Here is a 16,719-nt window from a genome sequence, read left to right on the forward strand (position 1 = left end):
TGGAACCTCTCCTAGCTCGAACGAATCACTTTGATATCCGCAGGAAGAATGGACTCACCCTCATACAGCGTAAATCTTCTGTCTTGCCACTCCACACGCAAAAGCATGTTATCATCAGACTGATATTGCCATACTAATTGTTCCCCAGCCTGACCATAGGGTGTCCTGCCTGCAGTGGTTACCATTCCTCCGTATTCTTCCTCCAGATGATACGCACGTCCATCCAGATCCAGCAACGTAGGCACCTCGTCTGGTGCATCAAGACGGCCATCAATGGGTGTATAGAGGGCATACCGGGTCATTTCCCGTTCTTCAATATGCAAATGTCGGATTGCCGTACCATCCTGCAACGTGAGGACAGCTGCATTCCGCGCTCGATGATGTACCCGTCCAACCACTTCATAGGTGACCAGCGAAACCTCACAGATATCACCAGGTGCCAGCTGAAGCATTGTTTTCTCTGCCTTAGGAGGTTCAGGTTTGGCTATTATCCCTTTAATCCGTTTCCACACACTCATACCCATTACTCCTGTTCTTTATCTTATAAACAAGCTGCAATAATTAATGCGCCCACGATATGTAGTGCACCTGAGAACAAACCATAACCTGTCTTGCCCTGCTGTATTCCCGTATCCAGATCCAGGTTGGCCCATCTCCGAATCATAAAGTGAACCACACTCTCCAGAATCAGCAAAATGATAAATGAAACAACGGATACCAACAACGCTTCTCCAAGATGACCCGCTGTCGAAATGGAGGTGGCGAGTACATATCCCTGAGCAAACAGCTTCATAACCATACGTGTTGTAACGGCCATATTGCCCGCCTTCACTTCGGCAAAATCCTTATACTTCGTGAACAAAGAATCTACATACATTAAGACAAACAGCAAAACCGAACCCGATAACGTCCAGACCAGCATTGCCAAAATGTTCAAATCCATTTACATAGCCCCCACATCTCAACATGAACCGCAATTAAAAGCGAAGGAGAAACGCTGGTCTCTCCTCCGCTGGTGCCCCTGCTTGCTTACAAGGTTTAGTTCTTATTTTCGTATTGCTTCATCAATGCTGCCAGTTCATCCTCAACAGCCTGATCCTTGCCCAGCTTCTCGAACTCATCATCCAGCGATTTTCCTTTGGACGACATCTCATTGCTAGCTTCAGCCTGAGCTTCCATCTGCATCATTTTTTCTTCCATACGCTTCATGCCGGCACTTGCAGTATCGGAGCCAAATCCGTTCAGCGCCTTGTTGATTTCGGTTTGAGCTTTTGCAGCGTTGTAGCGCGCAACCAATGTTTCACGTTTATTTTTCATTTGGGTCAACTGTTTGCGCATTTCGTCCAGCTTGCCACGAAGGTTATCGGCAGAAGCCTTGTTTTGATCATAGCTTGTTTTGTATTCAGCCATCTTCTCTTCAGCCACTTTTTTCTCTTCCAGTGCCCGACGAGCCAAATCCATATTCTGTGCACGCGCTGCTGTATGTGCTTGCTCCTCACGTTTCTTCACGAGAGCTTCCTGTTCTTCGAACAGCTGCTTGAATTTCTTCTCAATAGCGATCTGTGCAGCAACAGCTTTCTCCGCATCTTCCAGATCTTCCTGCATATCTCGGATATATTGATCCGTCATCTTGATCGGATCTTCTGCCTTGTCAATAATAGAGTTAATGTTAGACATCGTTAAATCGCGCAATCGTTTGAAAATGGACATTATGGTATTCCTCCTAGTCGATAGTTCATCCTTGTATATAAACATACATACGTGGCAATGTTCTACTCGTTTCAATTTTAACAAAAAAAATCATAAAAAACGATTTTAGCCTACTTAGCGTCCATCGAACTATTGAATCAGTTGACTAGTTTGGCACAGCTCTTCATCAAGCAGCTTCTCTGCAGTCTGCACAATCTCATCAATCTGCATGCGCGTAATTGCATCAAAGTGAATCCCCATAATCACGGTCACGGTTACTTTTAAATGTAGGGCAGCCTTACGTGCGAGCCTTTCACACAGCTCTTGCTCTTTATGCCCCGGAATATGCATCGTAGCCCCGCTTACCCGCTCACGGTCCGGATAAAATGTCGCTACTGCTCCAATATGTGATCTGCCTCCAGTTACCATAAACACCTTGTCTTCCCCTGCCTCAATCACCTGTAAACGAACGGAATTTAAGTCGTATGTACTCATCCTGATCCACCTGTCCTTTTCTATATATATATGGTGGAATTATGGCTCCGATTTGATAAATCAGCAATGAAACATCTCACATTATGCATAAATACGGATGGCCCCGGGCATACCAAAGAGAACGCAATTTGGGAAAAGGAGGCACTAACATGCGTATACGCCTCATAATGTTATCCATCATGGTCATTCTTCTGGGAGGAAGTTACGCTCCTGCTCAGTTATGGGCTTCTTCAAGCCCGCAAACCGAACCTGCTTCGAAGTCTGATTCTTCTGAAGAAGAACAGTTGACTCTGGGACAGCTCAGACAGAAATATGCGGATACATTCAAAACAAATGGCCCCTCGACAAAAAAGGTCGCACTGACTTTTGATGACGTACCTGATCCACGGTTCACCCCGCAGGTGTTGGATATTCTAAAAAAATACAAGGTGCGGGCTACGTTTTTCATTGTGGGACATCGCGCTGAGAAACATCCGGATTTAGTGAAACGCATGGTAAAGGAAGGGCATATTGTTGGCAATCACAGCTACAATCACCCGGAGTTCAGTAAGCTGTCCATGAATGCATTTCGCAAACAAATCTTACATACCGGGGATATTATTCGGAATCTGGCGGGGTACACGCCCAAAATGATTCGTCCACCTTATGGCGACATTAATGAGCAACAGCTGCAATGGGCGGCCAAACAACATTACAGCATTGTGAATTGGAACGTCGATTCCCTGGACTGGAAGGGCCTCTCCAAAGAGGAAGTCAAACAAAACATCCTGTCGGCCGTTAAACCAGGTTCCATTGTTCTGCAACATGCAGGAGGCGGTGTCGGATCGAAGCTGAGTGGTACCATCGAGGCGTTGCCTGAAGTTATCGAGGAATTGCGAAACCGCGGGTACGAGCTGGTGACTTTGGACGAAATGCTGGAACTGCCAAAGGGTAAATAGGTCAAGATCCCTGAAGTTGGATATTCAAAAGGGTGTTCTTCCATCACATTATTGTGATTGGAGAACACCCTTTATTGTTTAATTTAGATTTAGTTGGAGTCACATATGATGATGTGCAGCTACGCTTTGATTTTATTTCAAAATGTAAAGTTCAACATCCTGAATACCAAATGTGCTCACGGATTGCTTGCTGCCAGGAATAAAGATATCGATCTTGTGACCTTTAATGGCACTACCCACATCACGAGCCGTTGCGACAAATGCCTGTTTTGGCAGTCCGGGATGTGTATGACCTGTCACCAGTACCTTTGTACCCAATGGAATGATACTTGGGTCTACTGCAATGGTACCCAATTCAAGCGGATTACCGAAGTAATCCACGGCACCCCATCCTCCATTTTCGGAAGCGTCTGCGGAGTATGCTGTTGCTTTGACGTCGACAGCTTTGCTGTAATCAAACGTTTTACCCCAGGCTTGTACAACTTTACTATCTGCATTAACGTCAAGGCTTGCGGCAGTTACCGTTTTGGCCTCCGTTTTAGCTGCTGCAGCAGAAGCTGTGTTCGTTGTTTTACCAGGGATCGTAATTTTCAAACCACCATAAATGTTGTAAGCTGAAATGTCATTGTTAGCTTTAATAAGAGCGTTAAGTCCAACTCCATATTGTTTGGATAAGGTGTAGAAGGTATCCCCCTCTTTGGCCACATGAACTGAATCAGCATGAGCCGGAACGGCCTGAATGAGCATTGCTGCTGTCAGCAAAGCTGTTGCTGTTTTGGCTATACGTTTCTTGTTAATCATGGTCTTCCTCCCTCATTATGCCTGCGAAGTTAGTTGTCGGATTCGGATGGAGGAAACCACCCTATAGGTTCAATTACATTAATAATTTATGTAGCCCTAATTCACCCCAAGCCGTGTGCAAATGATTCTTCCCCAAGCACACTCTGCATCGTTACATCCCCCACACTCCCAACTCCGGAAGTTTCGGCAGGAACAAATATATCACAACTTTGTAACCAAGAGTCGTAGTAAATGTTACCATCTGGCTAATTCACTTCAATATTTTTGCTGAATTCAAGCGACTTTTTCAAAAAAATGTCTATTTGAGCTTATATCGTTGATGACAGAAACGTTACTTTTTATGTAAATCCGTGCGTATTCACACGCAACAAAACAATCCCTGCCGACAGGTCGCCGACAGGGATCTATGAGGGAATAAGAATTCTCATCCACAGTATATATTTTGCATTTTCATCCAATTCATCCTAATGATGACTTGGATGTATTAGAGCACTTTAGCAAGGAAGTCACGTGTACGTGCATGCTTAGGCTCACCAAACACTTCAGCAGGTGTTCCTTCTTCTACAATAACCCCACCATCCATGAACAGGATGCGGTCCCCTACTTCGCGTGCGAAGCCCATCTCATGCGTTACAATAACCATGGTCATGCCGCCCTCTGCAAGCCGCTTCATGACATCCAGTACTTCACCGACCATTTCAGGGTCCAGTGCTGAAGTAGGCTCGTCAAACAGCATGACATGCGGCTGCATCGCAAGCGCTCTTGCAATAGCTATCCGTTGTTTCTGTCCTCCGGACAGCTGATTAGGATAAGTGTCTTTTTTGTCAGACAGGCCAACCGTCTTCAGCAAATCTGCGCAGATTTGTTCCGCTTCCTGTGCAGATTGTTTTTTCACTTTAATGGGAGCAATCGTAATGTTCTGCTGCACCGTTTTGTGCGGGAACAGATTGAAATGCTGGAATACCATCCCCATTTTTTCACGAGTTGCATTAATGTTGTGTTTAGGGTCAGTGATCGAAACTCCTTCAAAATTAATTTCGCCGGAAGTTGGCTGCTCCAGCAGGTTTAGGCAGCGCAAAAAGGTACTTTTTCCCGATCCGGACGGACCGATGACCACGACAACCTCGCCTTTGCCAATTGTTACGTTAATGCCCTTGAGCACATCGTTATTTCCATATGATTTGTGTAATTGTCTAACGTCTATCACTTGCACTCAACTTCCTTTCCAGTCGACCCAGCAGCTTGGACAAAATGAACGTCAGCACAAAGTAAATGGCCGCTGCAATCAGGAATGGATTCATTCCTTGGTACGTAATGTTTTTGACTACACTTGCCTGGTACATAATGTCCACCATACCAATAACCGAGATGATGGAGGATTCCTTGATAATGGTCACGAATTCATTACCGATCGCCGGCAACACCGCTTTGAACGCTTGTGGAAGCACAATGAAGCGCATTGCCGCACCTCTACCCATTCCCAGGGAACGAGCTGCTTCCAACTGGCCTCGATCCACACCCTGTATACCAGCGCGGAAAATCTCGGCAAGATAGGCACCACTATTAATGGATAGTGTGATAATCCCCGCCTGAAGCGGCGTGAAATTAATCCCCAACGTTAGAGCAAGACCGTAATAGATAATCATCAACTGAACCAGCATTGGTGTACCACGAATAACTTCAACGTAAGCTGTTCCGATCCAACGCAGAATTGAAACGTCATGCAGACGTAACAGACAGATGATCAAACCGATAATTACCCCGAATATTACACCGAGTGCAGACAGTAAAAGGGTGTAACCTACGCCTGTTGCATAAAAGCTTTTGTATTCCCAGAACACTTGAAAAATGTTTTGATCTTTTTTCACCTTGTCTGCCATCAACTGGCTTGCCTCGGTAACCAACTGATCGATTTTATTTTCGCTTTTCAGACGTTCGAGCGTTCCGTTCACTGCATTCAGCAATTCCGTATTGCCCTTACGAATCCCGATTGCCGCTTCGGCCTGCTCCTCATCCGGAATAGCCGGTGCTAATCCAATCACATCATCCAGATAACCGGCAGCCACCGTATCTTCAACGATCGCAGCATTTACACGATTGGTCTGCAATTGCAGCACGATATCAGATATTTTATCAAGTGCTGTCAGTTTTGCGCCTGGGATTCCCTGGCCAATCGTTTCCTGAATGGAGCCTTTTTGAACTCCAATCTTTTCATTTTCCAACTCCGCCATGGTTGGATATTTATCTTTATCCGCATTGCGAATCATAATGACTTGCTTTGATTTATAATAGGTATCGGAGAAGTCAATGCTTTGTCTACGATCATCTGTTGGCGTCATTCCCGAGATGACCATATCCACACGACCACTCTGCAACGCAGGAAGAAGTCCGTCAAAACCCATATCCTCTATTACAAGTTCTGCGCCAAGATCGGCAGCAATTTCTTTAGCAATCGAAATATCAAATCCGACAATTTGGTCTTTACCATCAATCACTTTATGGAATTCATATGGTGCAAAATCGGCACTTGTACCGAGCACCAGCTTTTTACTGCCTGAATTGCTTGTAGTTCCCGTTGCCAACGCAACAGGTGCAACCGTAGTAAGCAAGACCACAAGAGCTAGCAGCATCATGGTGTAACGACTAATCAATTTCAACCCTGTTCTCCCCTTATAATACTTTGTATGCTTTCTGTTGTTGATGCCTGAGTCATTATAAAGTAGAATGCATGATTATGCAATGAATTTCGACATTACAAATCCTGACTAGTTTCTGAAAAATAACCGCAACTATGATATAATTATTGAATTATTTTCATTTTTGCTTAAGGAGTCCACCATGACACATACCAAAACACAAATTTTAACTGTAATTGATCAATATGCTTCCCGTTTTAAAGAGATTTCATCATACATTGGTGCCAATCCGGAACTTGGTAACGAAGAATACCTCGCCTCTGCTCGGTTAAAAGAAGAACTTGCCTACCACGGTTTTTCCGTAGAAGCTCCTGTTCTTGGCTTAGATACCGCATTCATCGGTACGTATGCTGCATCCAAACCAGGTCCGACTATTGCCCTGTTATGTGAATACGACGCACTTCCGGAAATCGGTCATGCTTGTGGACACCATCTAATCTGCATGATGAGCCTCGGAGCTGCGGTAGGTCTGAAGTCCATACTGGATGAAGTGGGCGGAACATTAAAAGTATTCGGTACACCAGCGGAAGAAACGCGTGGCGCTAAAGTTCCTATGGCTGAAGCAGGTTTATTTGATGACTGTGATGTCGCGCTAATGGCTCACCCTTACTACGCCTATGAGAAATCTGGAAGCTCCTTGGCTATTGATGCCGTACAATTTGAATTCCATGGGAAATCTTCACATGCTGCTGCAAGTCCACATGAAGGCATTAATGCCCTAGATGCGGTGATCCAGACATTTAATGGCATTAATGCGTTCCGACAACAAGTGAAAAGCACGGTTCGTATTCACGGTGTTATCAATAGCGGAGGACAGGCAGCCAATATTATTCCTGACTATGCTTCAGCCCAATTCTATGTACGTGCCTCGACGAGAAAAGAGTTGAATATTCTCACTCAACGCGTAATTCAGATCGCGGAAGGTTCTGCTCTGCAAACCGGATGCCGGCTTGTTACATCTAATTATGAGACTTCCTATGATGAGATGGTCACGAATGAATCATTATCTGCTGCTTTTAGTACTAATCTGCTTGAACTCGGCATTTCTCAAGAGGAGATCGTGAGTGGGAACGACCATGGTTCTATGGATATTGGTAACGTATCCTTGCGTTGTCCTGCGATCCATCCTTATATCCGTGTTGTGGACGAAGTTCATACGCTTCATTCCATTGAATTCCGTGATCTGGCGCTTCAGGAACGGGCCCTGGATGGTATGATCCTTGGAGCCAAGGCACTTGCTGCAACTGCTTATGATGTTCTTACACAGCCTGAATTGCTGCAAACCATTCAAACAGAGTTTAAGCAAGCAAGTCGCTAAGTTTTTCGCAAAATGCTGCGTCTTAACAGTAGGGTGTTCTGCAGGACCTGCATTTGGGGTCTTAAGGAGCGCCCTTTTTGTTATCATAAATACGTATATACGGACACAAGCTGGAAATGCTGTGAAAAGAAAACGTTGAAAAATGTTGAAATTTTTACATTTAGCGGCTGTACTTATGGTTCACATGCTGTCTAACTTGGTTATTTATAGCTATAACTTTATCTTAAGTTCAGGAGGTGTTGTCATGCTGCTCGAAGCGATGTACCACGTTCCCCGCGATAAATGGGCTTATGCTTATAATCCCTCGACGATTCACCTGCGTGTACGAACGAAGAGAGACGATGTACAATATGTGACTGCACTGACTGGTGATAAATACGATTGGAATGGAACCTATAAGGAAATTCAATTGGAGAAAGCGGCTTCTGACAGTATGTTTGATTATTGGGAAACGGCAGTTAAGCCCAAATTCAAGCGTCTGACTTACATCTTCCGTATCACCGCCGGTACCGAAAATATATATCTGGCTGATAACGGAATCCATTATGCTCCCCCTTACCCTACAGGAGGATATTATGAATTTTCCTACATTCATGAAATCGATGTATTTAAGGTTCCCGAATGGGCCAAAGAAGCCGTGTTCTACCAAATCATGACCGAAAGGTTTGCTAATGGGAATCCCGACCTGAACCCTGAAGGAACCCAGGAATGGGGTGGCCGACCTGAACTGGATAACTACTTTGGCGGAGACCTGCAAGGTGTGCTCAATCACCTGGACGATCTGACTAAACTCGGTGTTAATGCCATTTACTTTACCCCGCTGTTCCAAGCAAACTCCTACCATAAATACGATACCGTTGATTATAAAAAAGTAGATCCTCATTTCGGGGACAATGAAATGCTTAAAAAAGTAGCAGAACAATGTCATCGCCGTGGAATCCGTGTCATGCTTGACGCGGTTTTTAACCATTGCAGCGAAGACTTCCCTCCTTTTCAGGATGTCCTGAAGAATGGAAAAAACTCCAAATATGCAGACTGGTTTCATATCAATGAATATCCGGTGCAGATTAAGGATGGTATCCCAACCTACGATACCTTTGGGTTTTATGGCAATATGCCGAAGTTCAACACGGCCAATCCCGAAGTAAAAGACTATTTGCTTGATGTGGCTGAATATTGGATCAAGGAGATCAAACTCGACGGTTGGCGACTGGATGTTGCGAATGAAGTGGATAACCATTTTTGGCGCGATTTCCGCAAAGTGGTCAAAACCGCCAATCCGGAAGCCTATATTGTAGGCGAAGTATGGAGTGATTCCCTGACCTGGCTCATGGGAGATCAATTTGATTCCGTGATGAACTACCCTTTTGCTGACAAGGTGCTTGAGTTCTTCTGTGGTTCTATGGATGGTTATAACTTCGCTAACGAGATGGGATCACTCATTATGCGTTACCCGCAACAGACGAATGAAGTCATCTTCAACATGCTGTGCAGTCATGATACCCCACGTCTGCTTACTCGGGCTGGAGAAGACAAACGCAGATTAAAATTGTCGGTTGTGTTTCTTTTCACTTATATTGGTACACCCTGTATATTCTATGGGGATGAGGTTGGTATACGCGGAGAGAGTGACCCGGATTGCCGTAAATGCATGCAATGGGATCCTGCCAAGCAAGATCAGGAGCTTTATGACTTCTACCGCCTGATGATTGATTTGCGGAAAAGTAATGAAGCTCTGCGTAAAGGTCGCTTCCGTTTTTTGAAGGCGGATCACAATGATCCATGCATCATTTATGAACGTATGGATGACACTCTTCACTTCACAGTGTGGATGAACAATACTCCGCAAGAACGTACCCTGTCACATCCGATGGAAACCAAGGACTGGAAGGATGCACTAACTGAAGATGCTGTTGTTCCCACCAATGGAATGATGAATATTAAACTTGATCCTTACGGATACCGTATTTTGTATAGACAATTGGAACCGAGTTAACTAATTTCCAGAAAACTCCTGAAATATTGAATAACTCTTTAATAATCATTGGATACTTCAGGAGTTTTCTAACGAAAAACTGAACTAAAGCTATAACTTCGTCGTTTTTAAATCCCCTTTTGCATCTATAGTTATTCTCCATCGTGTAGAATTCGGACCAAGCATGACAATTTCATTTACTAATTGATATAACGTTCCATTATTATCTTTAACCAGATCAACCACTACGTTTTTCCCATTTGTAAAGGGACTTGCGCCAAAGAGATAACGTCCCGTCGCACTTGCCGCAACCATCAGCATGTTATCTCTTATGATGTTTCCCTCCACCGTATTATTAACAATATCCAGATGCACTGCCCACCATGTCCCCTCATATTTTAAACGATTTCCAGTTATGATATTGTTCGAGCCACGTAATTGTATACATGTACCTTTTCCTGCAACTGAATTATGAGAAAAGGTACAATCATTATGCAAACTGACCATTCGGTCAGGATTGGTCGTCTCAAAGCCAGGCTCAATGATGTTGCTTGATGCAATCACTCCATTGGCAATATCCATGGCTATGCCCGCTTGGGCAATGTAATTACCTTTTACGATAATATGACCATCCGCGACAATTCCCCAGTGTTTTCCTCTTGGAATGATGATGTTGTCAGATATAATTCCGATGTCCATGCCTTCTGCACCTGCACTGGTTTTCGCTTCAATCGCAGCAGTAGCACTTGGTCTTAAAATGGTGTCGATCAGGTTGCCCTGGATTACAAACAAATGGTTGCTCAGACCGTTGGGATTGTATCGGGAGGGAAAGAAAGATACCGAAATGACAGAAGTGATTTTGATATCCTTAAAGACATTGGAGGTTACAAAGGCTCCTTGGAAACCGATAAGCCCCACGCCAAATGCTGTTCCATTCAGGCTGTTTCCATGTATATGCAGATTTTTGGCTCCAGTCTCGCCTCCCTCATTGTTACAGGTAATCCCGCCGCCGACTGAAGGCATATTACTCACTTGTTGTCCGCCTGAAAAAGCAGCATAATCTGGATCACTGGATAATACAGGAGTGTGCAGAAAGTTATCGGTGATCGAAACATGCCATGTTCCCTTGACCAGAATGCCATCCCCAAGATATCGGTAACAGTCATTCTCACGAATCACCACAAAAACCAAATGACTCCGAACTGCAATCGGTTCTTCTCCCAAGTGATGAAGTTTATTGTTTCTTATCACGACATTTCGGGCGGGATTGTCTTGACTGCTGGAACCATTGACTCCAATGCCATCGGTAAATTTACTAATATCGTTATTTTGCAACAATACATTGCTTGAATTCTCGATGTATAAACCTGTCTTGTTTTTACTCCAAGCTGCTTGAGTCGTACGAACCAAAGTCACGCCACTAATCTCTACATGATTGCTTCCTTCAATTCGGATTCCCTGATCCGAAACCTCCAATATTGCTCCTGGCAACGCCTTGATGATGACAGATCTTCCACTAAACGTATAGAACCAGCCCACCTTAACAACTTTATAGTGCCCTGACGTAAATAATAAAACATCACCATCCTGTGCCGAGTCAAAAAAAGCTTTGATCTGGGCTGTCTGATCGCTTCCATCTCCCGGAGCAAAACTCCTCACATCAATAAGGCTGCCCGTCAGCGTGGATTGCACAGCGGCGATATTCCCCATGATCTGGCCAAACATTTCATTCATTTTAACGGCATTATACCCGTCGGTACTGCTTAAAGCCTGCAAATTAGGATTGTAAGTAGAGGTAAAATTAATGTAGTTGTTCATTTTAAATTCGCCTCCTCCTTATGATCGTACAAAAAAGCCGCAGTACGAATATACTGCGGCTCATTTGTGCAAATCTATTTCACAGATTCAAGCATTATGCGTCGATAAATATCCATATACTCTTCAGCTGAGACGTTCCAGCTGTAGTCTCCGCTCATTGCATTTTTCACGATCTTTTTCCAGTGCTCTGGCTGACGGTAAAATTCTTCAGCACGGCGAATGGTGTTCATCATATCATGGGCGTTAAAGCTGGTGAAAGAGAATCCATTCCCCTTACCGCTGAATTCATTGTATGCCTGCACCGTATCGTTCAGACCCCCTGTTTCCCGGACAAGTGGTACACTGCCATAACGGAGTGCAAGCAACTGGCTAATACCACATGGCTCGAACCTTGATGGCATCAAGAACAGATCACTTCCGGCATAAAAACGGCGGGATAACCCATCATTGAAGGTGATCTGAGCAGACATTTTCAGCGGATAACGATTCGCTGCCTCACGGAACCAGTGCTCATAAGCCGGATCCCCGGTACCCAATACTGCGAATTGAATGTCGTCATAGTACAATAATTCATCCAATACACGACATACCAGATCCAAACCTTTGGAATCCACAAGCCTTGTAACCATCACCATAAGTGGAGCATCCGGACGTACAGGCAATCCTAATTCCTTTTGCAGCTCGATCTTGTTCTCGATTTTCTTGGACAGGCTGGTTCTGTATTTAACCGCAATTTTATTGTCCGCTGCCGGGTTGTAACTCTTGGTATCAATACCGTTGACAATCCCACTGAAACGATCGCCCAATGAACTGAGCAATCCATCCAGACCATAGCCATAATAGGAGGTTTGTACTTCCTTGGCGTAAGTAGGGCTGACGGTCGTTACATGATCCGCAAAAACGATTCCTGCCTTAAGGAAATTGACATTTCCATAATATTCTGCCCCGTCCACCGTGAAATACCGATCATCCAGCTCAAGCAAATCACTGAATAAATCATGTGGAAACACACCTTGATATAACAGGTTATGTATCGTAAAAACGGTTTTCATCTCACTATAAAAGGGATCATGAGCAAAGTGAGCCTCCAGCAGTAAAGGAATCATACCCGCGTGCCAATCGTGACTGTGCAGCACATCCGGCTTGAATTCAATTTGTGGCAACACCTCGAGAACAGCACGATTGAAGAAGGCAAAACGCTCCCCGTCATCCATATACCCATACACGCCATCCCGTCCAAAATAGTATTCATTGTCTACAAAGTAGACAGGAATCCCGTCATGAACCAGCATCTCTATTCCACAATAAGGTCTGCGCCAACCAAGAGGAACATCTGTCGTGATCACAGGCTCCATCGCCTCTTTATACTCATCCGGGATGCCCTTGTATTTGGGTAAAATGACACGAACATCTGCCCCACTCTTCTTTAGTGCTTGTGGTAATGCGCCGATGACGTCAGCAAGGCCTCCTGTTTTGATAAATGGATGTACTTCAGCAGCAGCAAATAGAATATTCATGCCTTCGTCCTCCTTTTGGGTTTAACTATAGTGCTTTCTTTTGTTTTACTGGTTTTAGTGGTACTGGCTTTTGCTCTGACGGATTGAACTTCAAGGGGCAGTGCATCCGTTTTCCGACGTGTGTTCTTTTTTAAAATAACTACACTTAGCGGTGGCAAAACAACTTCCAGACTATGTGGTTGCCCATGAAAAGGAATCTTTTCTGTAGTAAGCTGCATATCATTGATAATGCCTGATCCGCCGTAATCGGAATGATCACTGTTCAGTACTTCGGTATACATACCGGGACGCATGACACCAATCCGGTAACGCTCCCGCTTGACTGGCTGAAAGTTAATGAGCACAAGGAGTGTATCCGCAGATTTTTTTCCTTTGCGCACATATGAAATGACACTTTGGTCCTGATCATCCGGAGTGATCCATTCATAACCGTCAAAGGAATGATCAAGCTCCCACAAAGCTTTTTCGCCCAAGTATAGCTCGGACAGATCCCGTTCAAACTTGTGGAGTTTACGGTGACTGTCATAGTTCAGCAAAAACCAGTCCAGTTGATCTTCATCTTTCCATTCGATAAACTGGCCGAATTCTCCACCCATAAACAGCAGTTTCTTGCCTGGGAATGTCATAAAGTACCCCATGAAGGCACGCATGCCGGCAAACTTCTGCTCGTATGTTCCTGGCATCTTGTCTAGGAGCGACTTTTTGCCATGAACGACCTCGTCATGAGACAGAGGAAGCACGTAATTTTCAGCAAAGGAGTATACGACTGGGAATGTCAGCAAATGATGTTTGGAAGGACGTTCGTGAAAATCCGATTCCATGTAATCAAGTGTATCGTTCATCCAACCCATGTTCCATTTGTAGTTGAACCCTAATCCACCCTGATCTACTGGCGAAGTAACCATCGGCCATGCACTGGATTCTTCTGCCATCATCAGAGCATAGGGAAAGTACTTGAAGACCGTTTCATTCAACTGCTGCAAAAAAGCAACAGCTTCCTTGTTTTCCAGGCCACCTTCGTTATTCGTTCGGTATTGTCCTGGCTGCTTTTCGAAATCCAACTTAAGCATACTGGTTACCGCATCGACCCGAAGTCCGTCGAAATGGAACATCTCCATCCAATACAACGCATTAGAGATCAAAAACGAACGAATTTCAGGTTTAGAGTAATCAAAGCTGAGTGTGCCCCAGCCTGGTCTCTCTGCTAACAGTGGATCTGCATATTCATACAAGGGCGTTCCATCAAACAAACGCAAGCCATGAGCATCCTTCGCAAAATGTGCGGGGACCCAATCGAGCAAAACGCCTATTCCTGCCTGATGTAGACTATCAACTAGATACATCAGATCTTTAGGCTGCCCGTAACGGCTGGTTGGCGCAAAAAATCCTGTGTTTTGATACCCCCACGATAGGTCGTAAGGATGTTCACTTAGTGGCATCATCTCAACATGGGTATATTTCATTTCCAATAAATAAGGAACAAGCAAGTCCGCAAGTTCACGATAACTGTAGAGTGTGCCGTCCTCTTTCCGTTTCCAGGTTCCAGCATGCATTTCATAAATATGTAGAGGTTTGTTATAAACGCCTCTTTGTTTGCGTCTCCACGCGCCATCATTCCATTTGTAACCTTCGATGGAGCTGGTGACCGATGCCGTACGCGGACGAACTTCAGCCTGGAAAGCATAAGGGTCAGCTTTAAGCAATTCGGTACCCTCTTCCGTTAATATACGGAATTTGTATAATGTTCCTTCACTGATTTCCGGAATAAAACGACTCCAAAATCCAGAATCGGGTATCTTATATAAAGGTTCCTGTTCACCTTTCCATCCATTACGGTCTAAAGCCAGGCCTACTTCTGTGGCATTCGGAGCCCACACGGTAAAACGATACCCCTGACGATGATCTTCGATCGCAGGCTGTGCGCCCATTATTCGATAACTGTGATGAAGGTTTCCTTCATGAAACAAATAAATGTGCTCCGGCGAAATTTCCGGGTTTGTTAACGGTTGAATGGCCAAGAGATCACCTTCTTCTCCAGAAAATAGATATAACATTAACCATTACCCCATTCTAGCCAAGTTGAAAAGAAAAATGCGGTGTGTAAAAAAATGTTGTAATTTTTCAGGATTTTTACAGTATACATCGTTTCAATAGCTCCGCATTGCGTTTATGTATGTACTACACTGGACAAATATCTTGGGAGGGAAACGATTATGTTTAATAAAGATTGCATCGCTATGCTGTTGGCGGGAGGAGAAGGGAAGCGATTAGCCCCTTTAACCTCAAGTATCGCAAAACCCGCTGTACCGTTTGGCGGGCACTACCGGATTATCGATTTTCCTCTCAGCAACTGCGTAAACTCAGGCATCGACACTGTAGGTGTTCTGACGCAGTATCAAGCTGATTCATTACATGATCACATTGGTGGAGGAGAACCTTGGGGACATGGTACTTCAAGTGAGGCAGGAATTTCCTTACTTCCATCTTATCATACAGGAAATGACGAATACTTGGGAACCGCGGATGCTATTTATAAAAATATTGACTATATTGACCAACAAAACCCCGAAAATGTTCTAATTTTGTCGGGTGACCATATCTATCATATGAATTATCGTGAAATGCTGGAAGCTCATACAGCGAATCAAGCGGTAGCGACGATCTCCGTTATGGAGGTTCCGTGGGAGGAAGCCCATCGCTTCGGCATTATGGCAGCGGATGAGAATCTGAGAGTTACCGAGTTTGCTGAGAAACCGGCCGAACCGAAAAGTAATTTGGCTTCCATGGGCATTTACATGTTCAAATGGGAATATCTGAAGCGCCACTTGCTCGAAGATGCCGCTAATCCGGAATCCAGCCATGACTTCGGTAAAGATGTGATTCCTCAAATGTTGAATGAGAATACCCCTCTCTTCGTATATAACTTCAATGGTTATTGGAAAGACGTGGGTACCGTGAAGAGTTTATGGGATGCGCACATGGATCTGCTTCATAACGATGAAGACTGGAGCCTGCAAAAAGAAGACTGGCCGATGTTTACTCGTGACTGGAGAACTAAACCAAGTGCATACAAAGCACGTCATACACGTGCTGAGCTCCTACACTCCATGATCCATGAATCCTGCTCCATTGATGGCCGGGCTGAACGTTCTGTTATTTTCTGCGGAGCCGAAGTTGGTAAAGGTTCTGAAGTTAAAGACAGCGTGATTATGCCAAATGCACGGATAGGTCGCGGTGTTCACATCGAACGCGCCATCATTGGCGAAGGTGCCATTATTAAAGACGGTGCCATTGTCAAAGGTACGGCGGATGAAATCGTGGTTGTCGGACCGAATGAGATTGTCTCCGCCAAACCGGCTGTACGCACACAACCTGTACGCATGCTGAAAGATGTTTATGAAAAAAGTGGGCGTCTGCGCGCTGGTGAACTTTCTTCATAATCTTAAAGAAAAGGCGAGCCATATATGGCTCG

At 44.6% G+C, this 16,719-nt stretch carries 14 protein-coding genes and 1 riboswitch; of the genes, 4 read left to right on the plus strand and 10 right to left on the minus strand.

Features of this window, described 5'->3' with window-relative positions; translation table 11 throughout:
* Window positions 1–11 precede the first annotated feature (11 nt).
* The 4 genes from PTQ21_RS24010 to lpdD all read right to left on the minus strand — a co-directional run bounded on the left by PTQ21_RS24010 (window position 12) and on the right by lpdD (window position 2,184).
* A complete protein-coding gene (locus PTQ21_RS24010; protein ID WP_063562808.1) occupies window positions 12–518 on the minus strand; it encodes a DUF4178 domain-containing protein in 507 nt (168 codons plus the stop codon).
* Window positions 519–541: 23 nt separating this feature from the next.
* The gene (locus tag PTQ21_RS24015; protein ID WP_063562809.1) at window positions 542–943 is read right to left on the minus strand and encodes a DUF350 domain-containing protein; all 402 of its coding nucleotides are present in this window, start codon (window positions 941–943) and stop codon (window positions 542–544) included.
* 95 nt (window positions 944–1,038) lie between these two features.
* Entirely contained in the window at window positions 1,039–1,710 is a 672-nt protein-coding gene (locus PTQ21_RS24020) for a PspA/IM30 family protein (protein WP_024634017.1), read from the minus strand.
* A gap of 129 nt (window positions 1,711–1,839) precedes the next feature.
* Complete coding sequence (gene lpdD, locus PTQ21_RS24025; protein ID WP_072733274.1) at window positions 1,840–2,184, minus strand: prenylated flavin chaperone LpdD; 345 nt, start codon at window positions 2,182–2,184, stop codon at window positions 1,840–1,842.
* A 149-nt stretch (window positions 2,185–2,333) separates the two neighbouring features.
* Between lpdD and PTQ21_RS24030 the strand changes: the two genes are divergently transcribed.
* Window positions 2,334–3,122 carry a polysaccharide deacetylase family protein gene (locus PTQ21_RS24030; RefSeq protein ID WP_072733275.1) on the plus strand — a complete coding sequence of 263 codons (789 nt, stop codon included), beginning with the start codon at window positions 2,334–2,336 and terminating at the stop codon, window positions 3,120–3,122.
* Window positions 3,123–3,254: 132 nt separating this feature from the next.
* On the opposite strand, the gene PTQ21_RS24035 is transcribed toward PTQ21_RS24030, so the two are convergent.
* The 3 genes from PTQ21_RS24035 to PTQ21_RS24045 form a co-directional block, all read right to left on the minus strand.
* Window positions 3,255–3,923 (minus strand): 3D domain-containing protein, encoded by a 669-nt coding sequence (locus PTQ21_RS24035; protein ID WP_063562812.1) that lies wholly within the window; start codon window positions 3,921–3,923, stop codon window positions 3,255–3,257.
* A gap of 2 nt (window positions 3,924–3,925) precedes the next feature.
* Window positions 3,926–4,122: riboswitch (cyclic di-AMP (ydaO/yuaA leader) on the minus strand.
* 285 nt (window positions 4,123–4,407) lie between these two features.
* Entirely contained in the window at window positions 4,408–5,130 is a 723-nt protein-coding gene (locus PTQ21_RS24040; protein WP_063562813.1) for an amino acid ABC transporter ATP-binding protein, read from the minus strand.
* Entirely contained in the window at window positions 5,117–6,580 is a 1,464-nt protein-coding gene (locus tag PTQ21_RS24045; protein ID WP_083584624.1) for an ABC transporter substrate-binding protein/permease, read from the minus strand. Before PTQ21_RS24045 ends, PTQ21_RS24040 begins: the two co-directional genes overlap by 14 nt.
* Window positions 6,581–6,761: 181 nt before the next feature.
* On the opposite strand from PTQ21_RS24045, the gene PTQ21_RS24050 reads away from it, so the two are divergent.
* Together PTQ21_RS24050 and PTQ21_RS24055 are read left to right on the plus strand one after the other, a co-directional pair.
* Window positions 6,762–7,937, plus strand: coding sequence for a M20 family metallopeptidase (locus PTQ21_RS24050; protein ID WP_063562814.1), 1,176 nt, complete (start codon window positions 6,762–6,764; stop codon window positions 7,935–7,937).
* Between the two features lie 244 nt (window positions 7,938–8,181).
* Window positions 8,182–9,933 (plus strand): alpha-glycosidase, encoded by a 1,752-nt coding sequence (locus PTQ21_RS24055; RefSeq protein ID WP_063562815.1) that lies wholly within the window; start codon window positions 8,182–8,184, stop codon window positions 9,931–9,933.
* Window positions 9,934–10,023: 90 nt separating this feature from the next.
* On the opposite strand, the gene PTQ21_RS24060 is transcribed toward PTQ21_RS24055, so the two are convergent.
* The 3 genes from PTQ21_RS24060 to glgB all read right to left on the minus strand — a co-directional run bounded on the left by PTQ21_RS24060 (window position 10,024) and on the right by glgB (window position 15,175).
* Window positions 10,024–11,730 carry a right-handed parallel beta-helix repeat-containing protein gene (locus PTQ21_RS24060; RefSeq protein WP_274567414.1) on the minus strand — a complete coding sequence of 569 codons (1,707 nt, stop codon included), beginning with the start codon at window positions 11,728–11,730 and terminating at the stop codon, window positions 10,024–10,026.
* A gap of 74 nt (window positions 11,731–11,804) precedes the next feature.
* Entirely contained in the window at window positions 11,805–13,247 is a 1,443-nt protein-coding gene (glgA, locus tag PTQ21_RS24065; protein ID WP_090807078.1) for a glycogen synthase GlgA, read from the minus strand.
* A complete protein-coding gene (gene glgB, locus PTQ21_RS24070; RefSeq protein WP_274570562.1) occupies window positions 13,244–15,175 on the minus strand; it encodes a 1,4-alpha-glucan branching protein GlgB in 1,932 nt (643 codons plus the stop codon). The genes glgA and glgB overlap by 4 nt, the downstream gene beginning before the upstream one ends.
* Before the next feature lie 285 nt (window positions 15,176–15,460).
* On the opposite strand from glgB, the gene PTQ21_RS24075 reads away from it, so the two are divergent.
* Window positions 15,461–16,687, plus strand: a complete 1,227-nt coding sequence (locus tag PTQ21_RS24075; protein ID WP_090807080.1) for a glucose-1-phosphate adenylyltransferase — start codon at window positions 15,461–15,463, stop codon at window positions 16,685–16,687.
* Window positions 16,688–16,719 lie beyond the last annotated feature (32 nt).

Origin of the sequence: Paenibacillus marchantiae, assembly GCF_028771845.1 — a bacterium.
Lineage (GTDB): Bacteria > Bacillota > Bacilli > Paenibacillales > Paenibacillaceae > Paenibacillus > Paenibacillus marchantiae.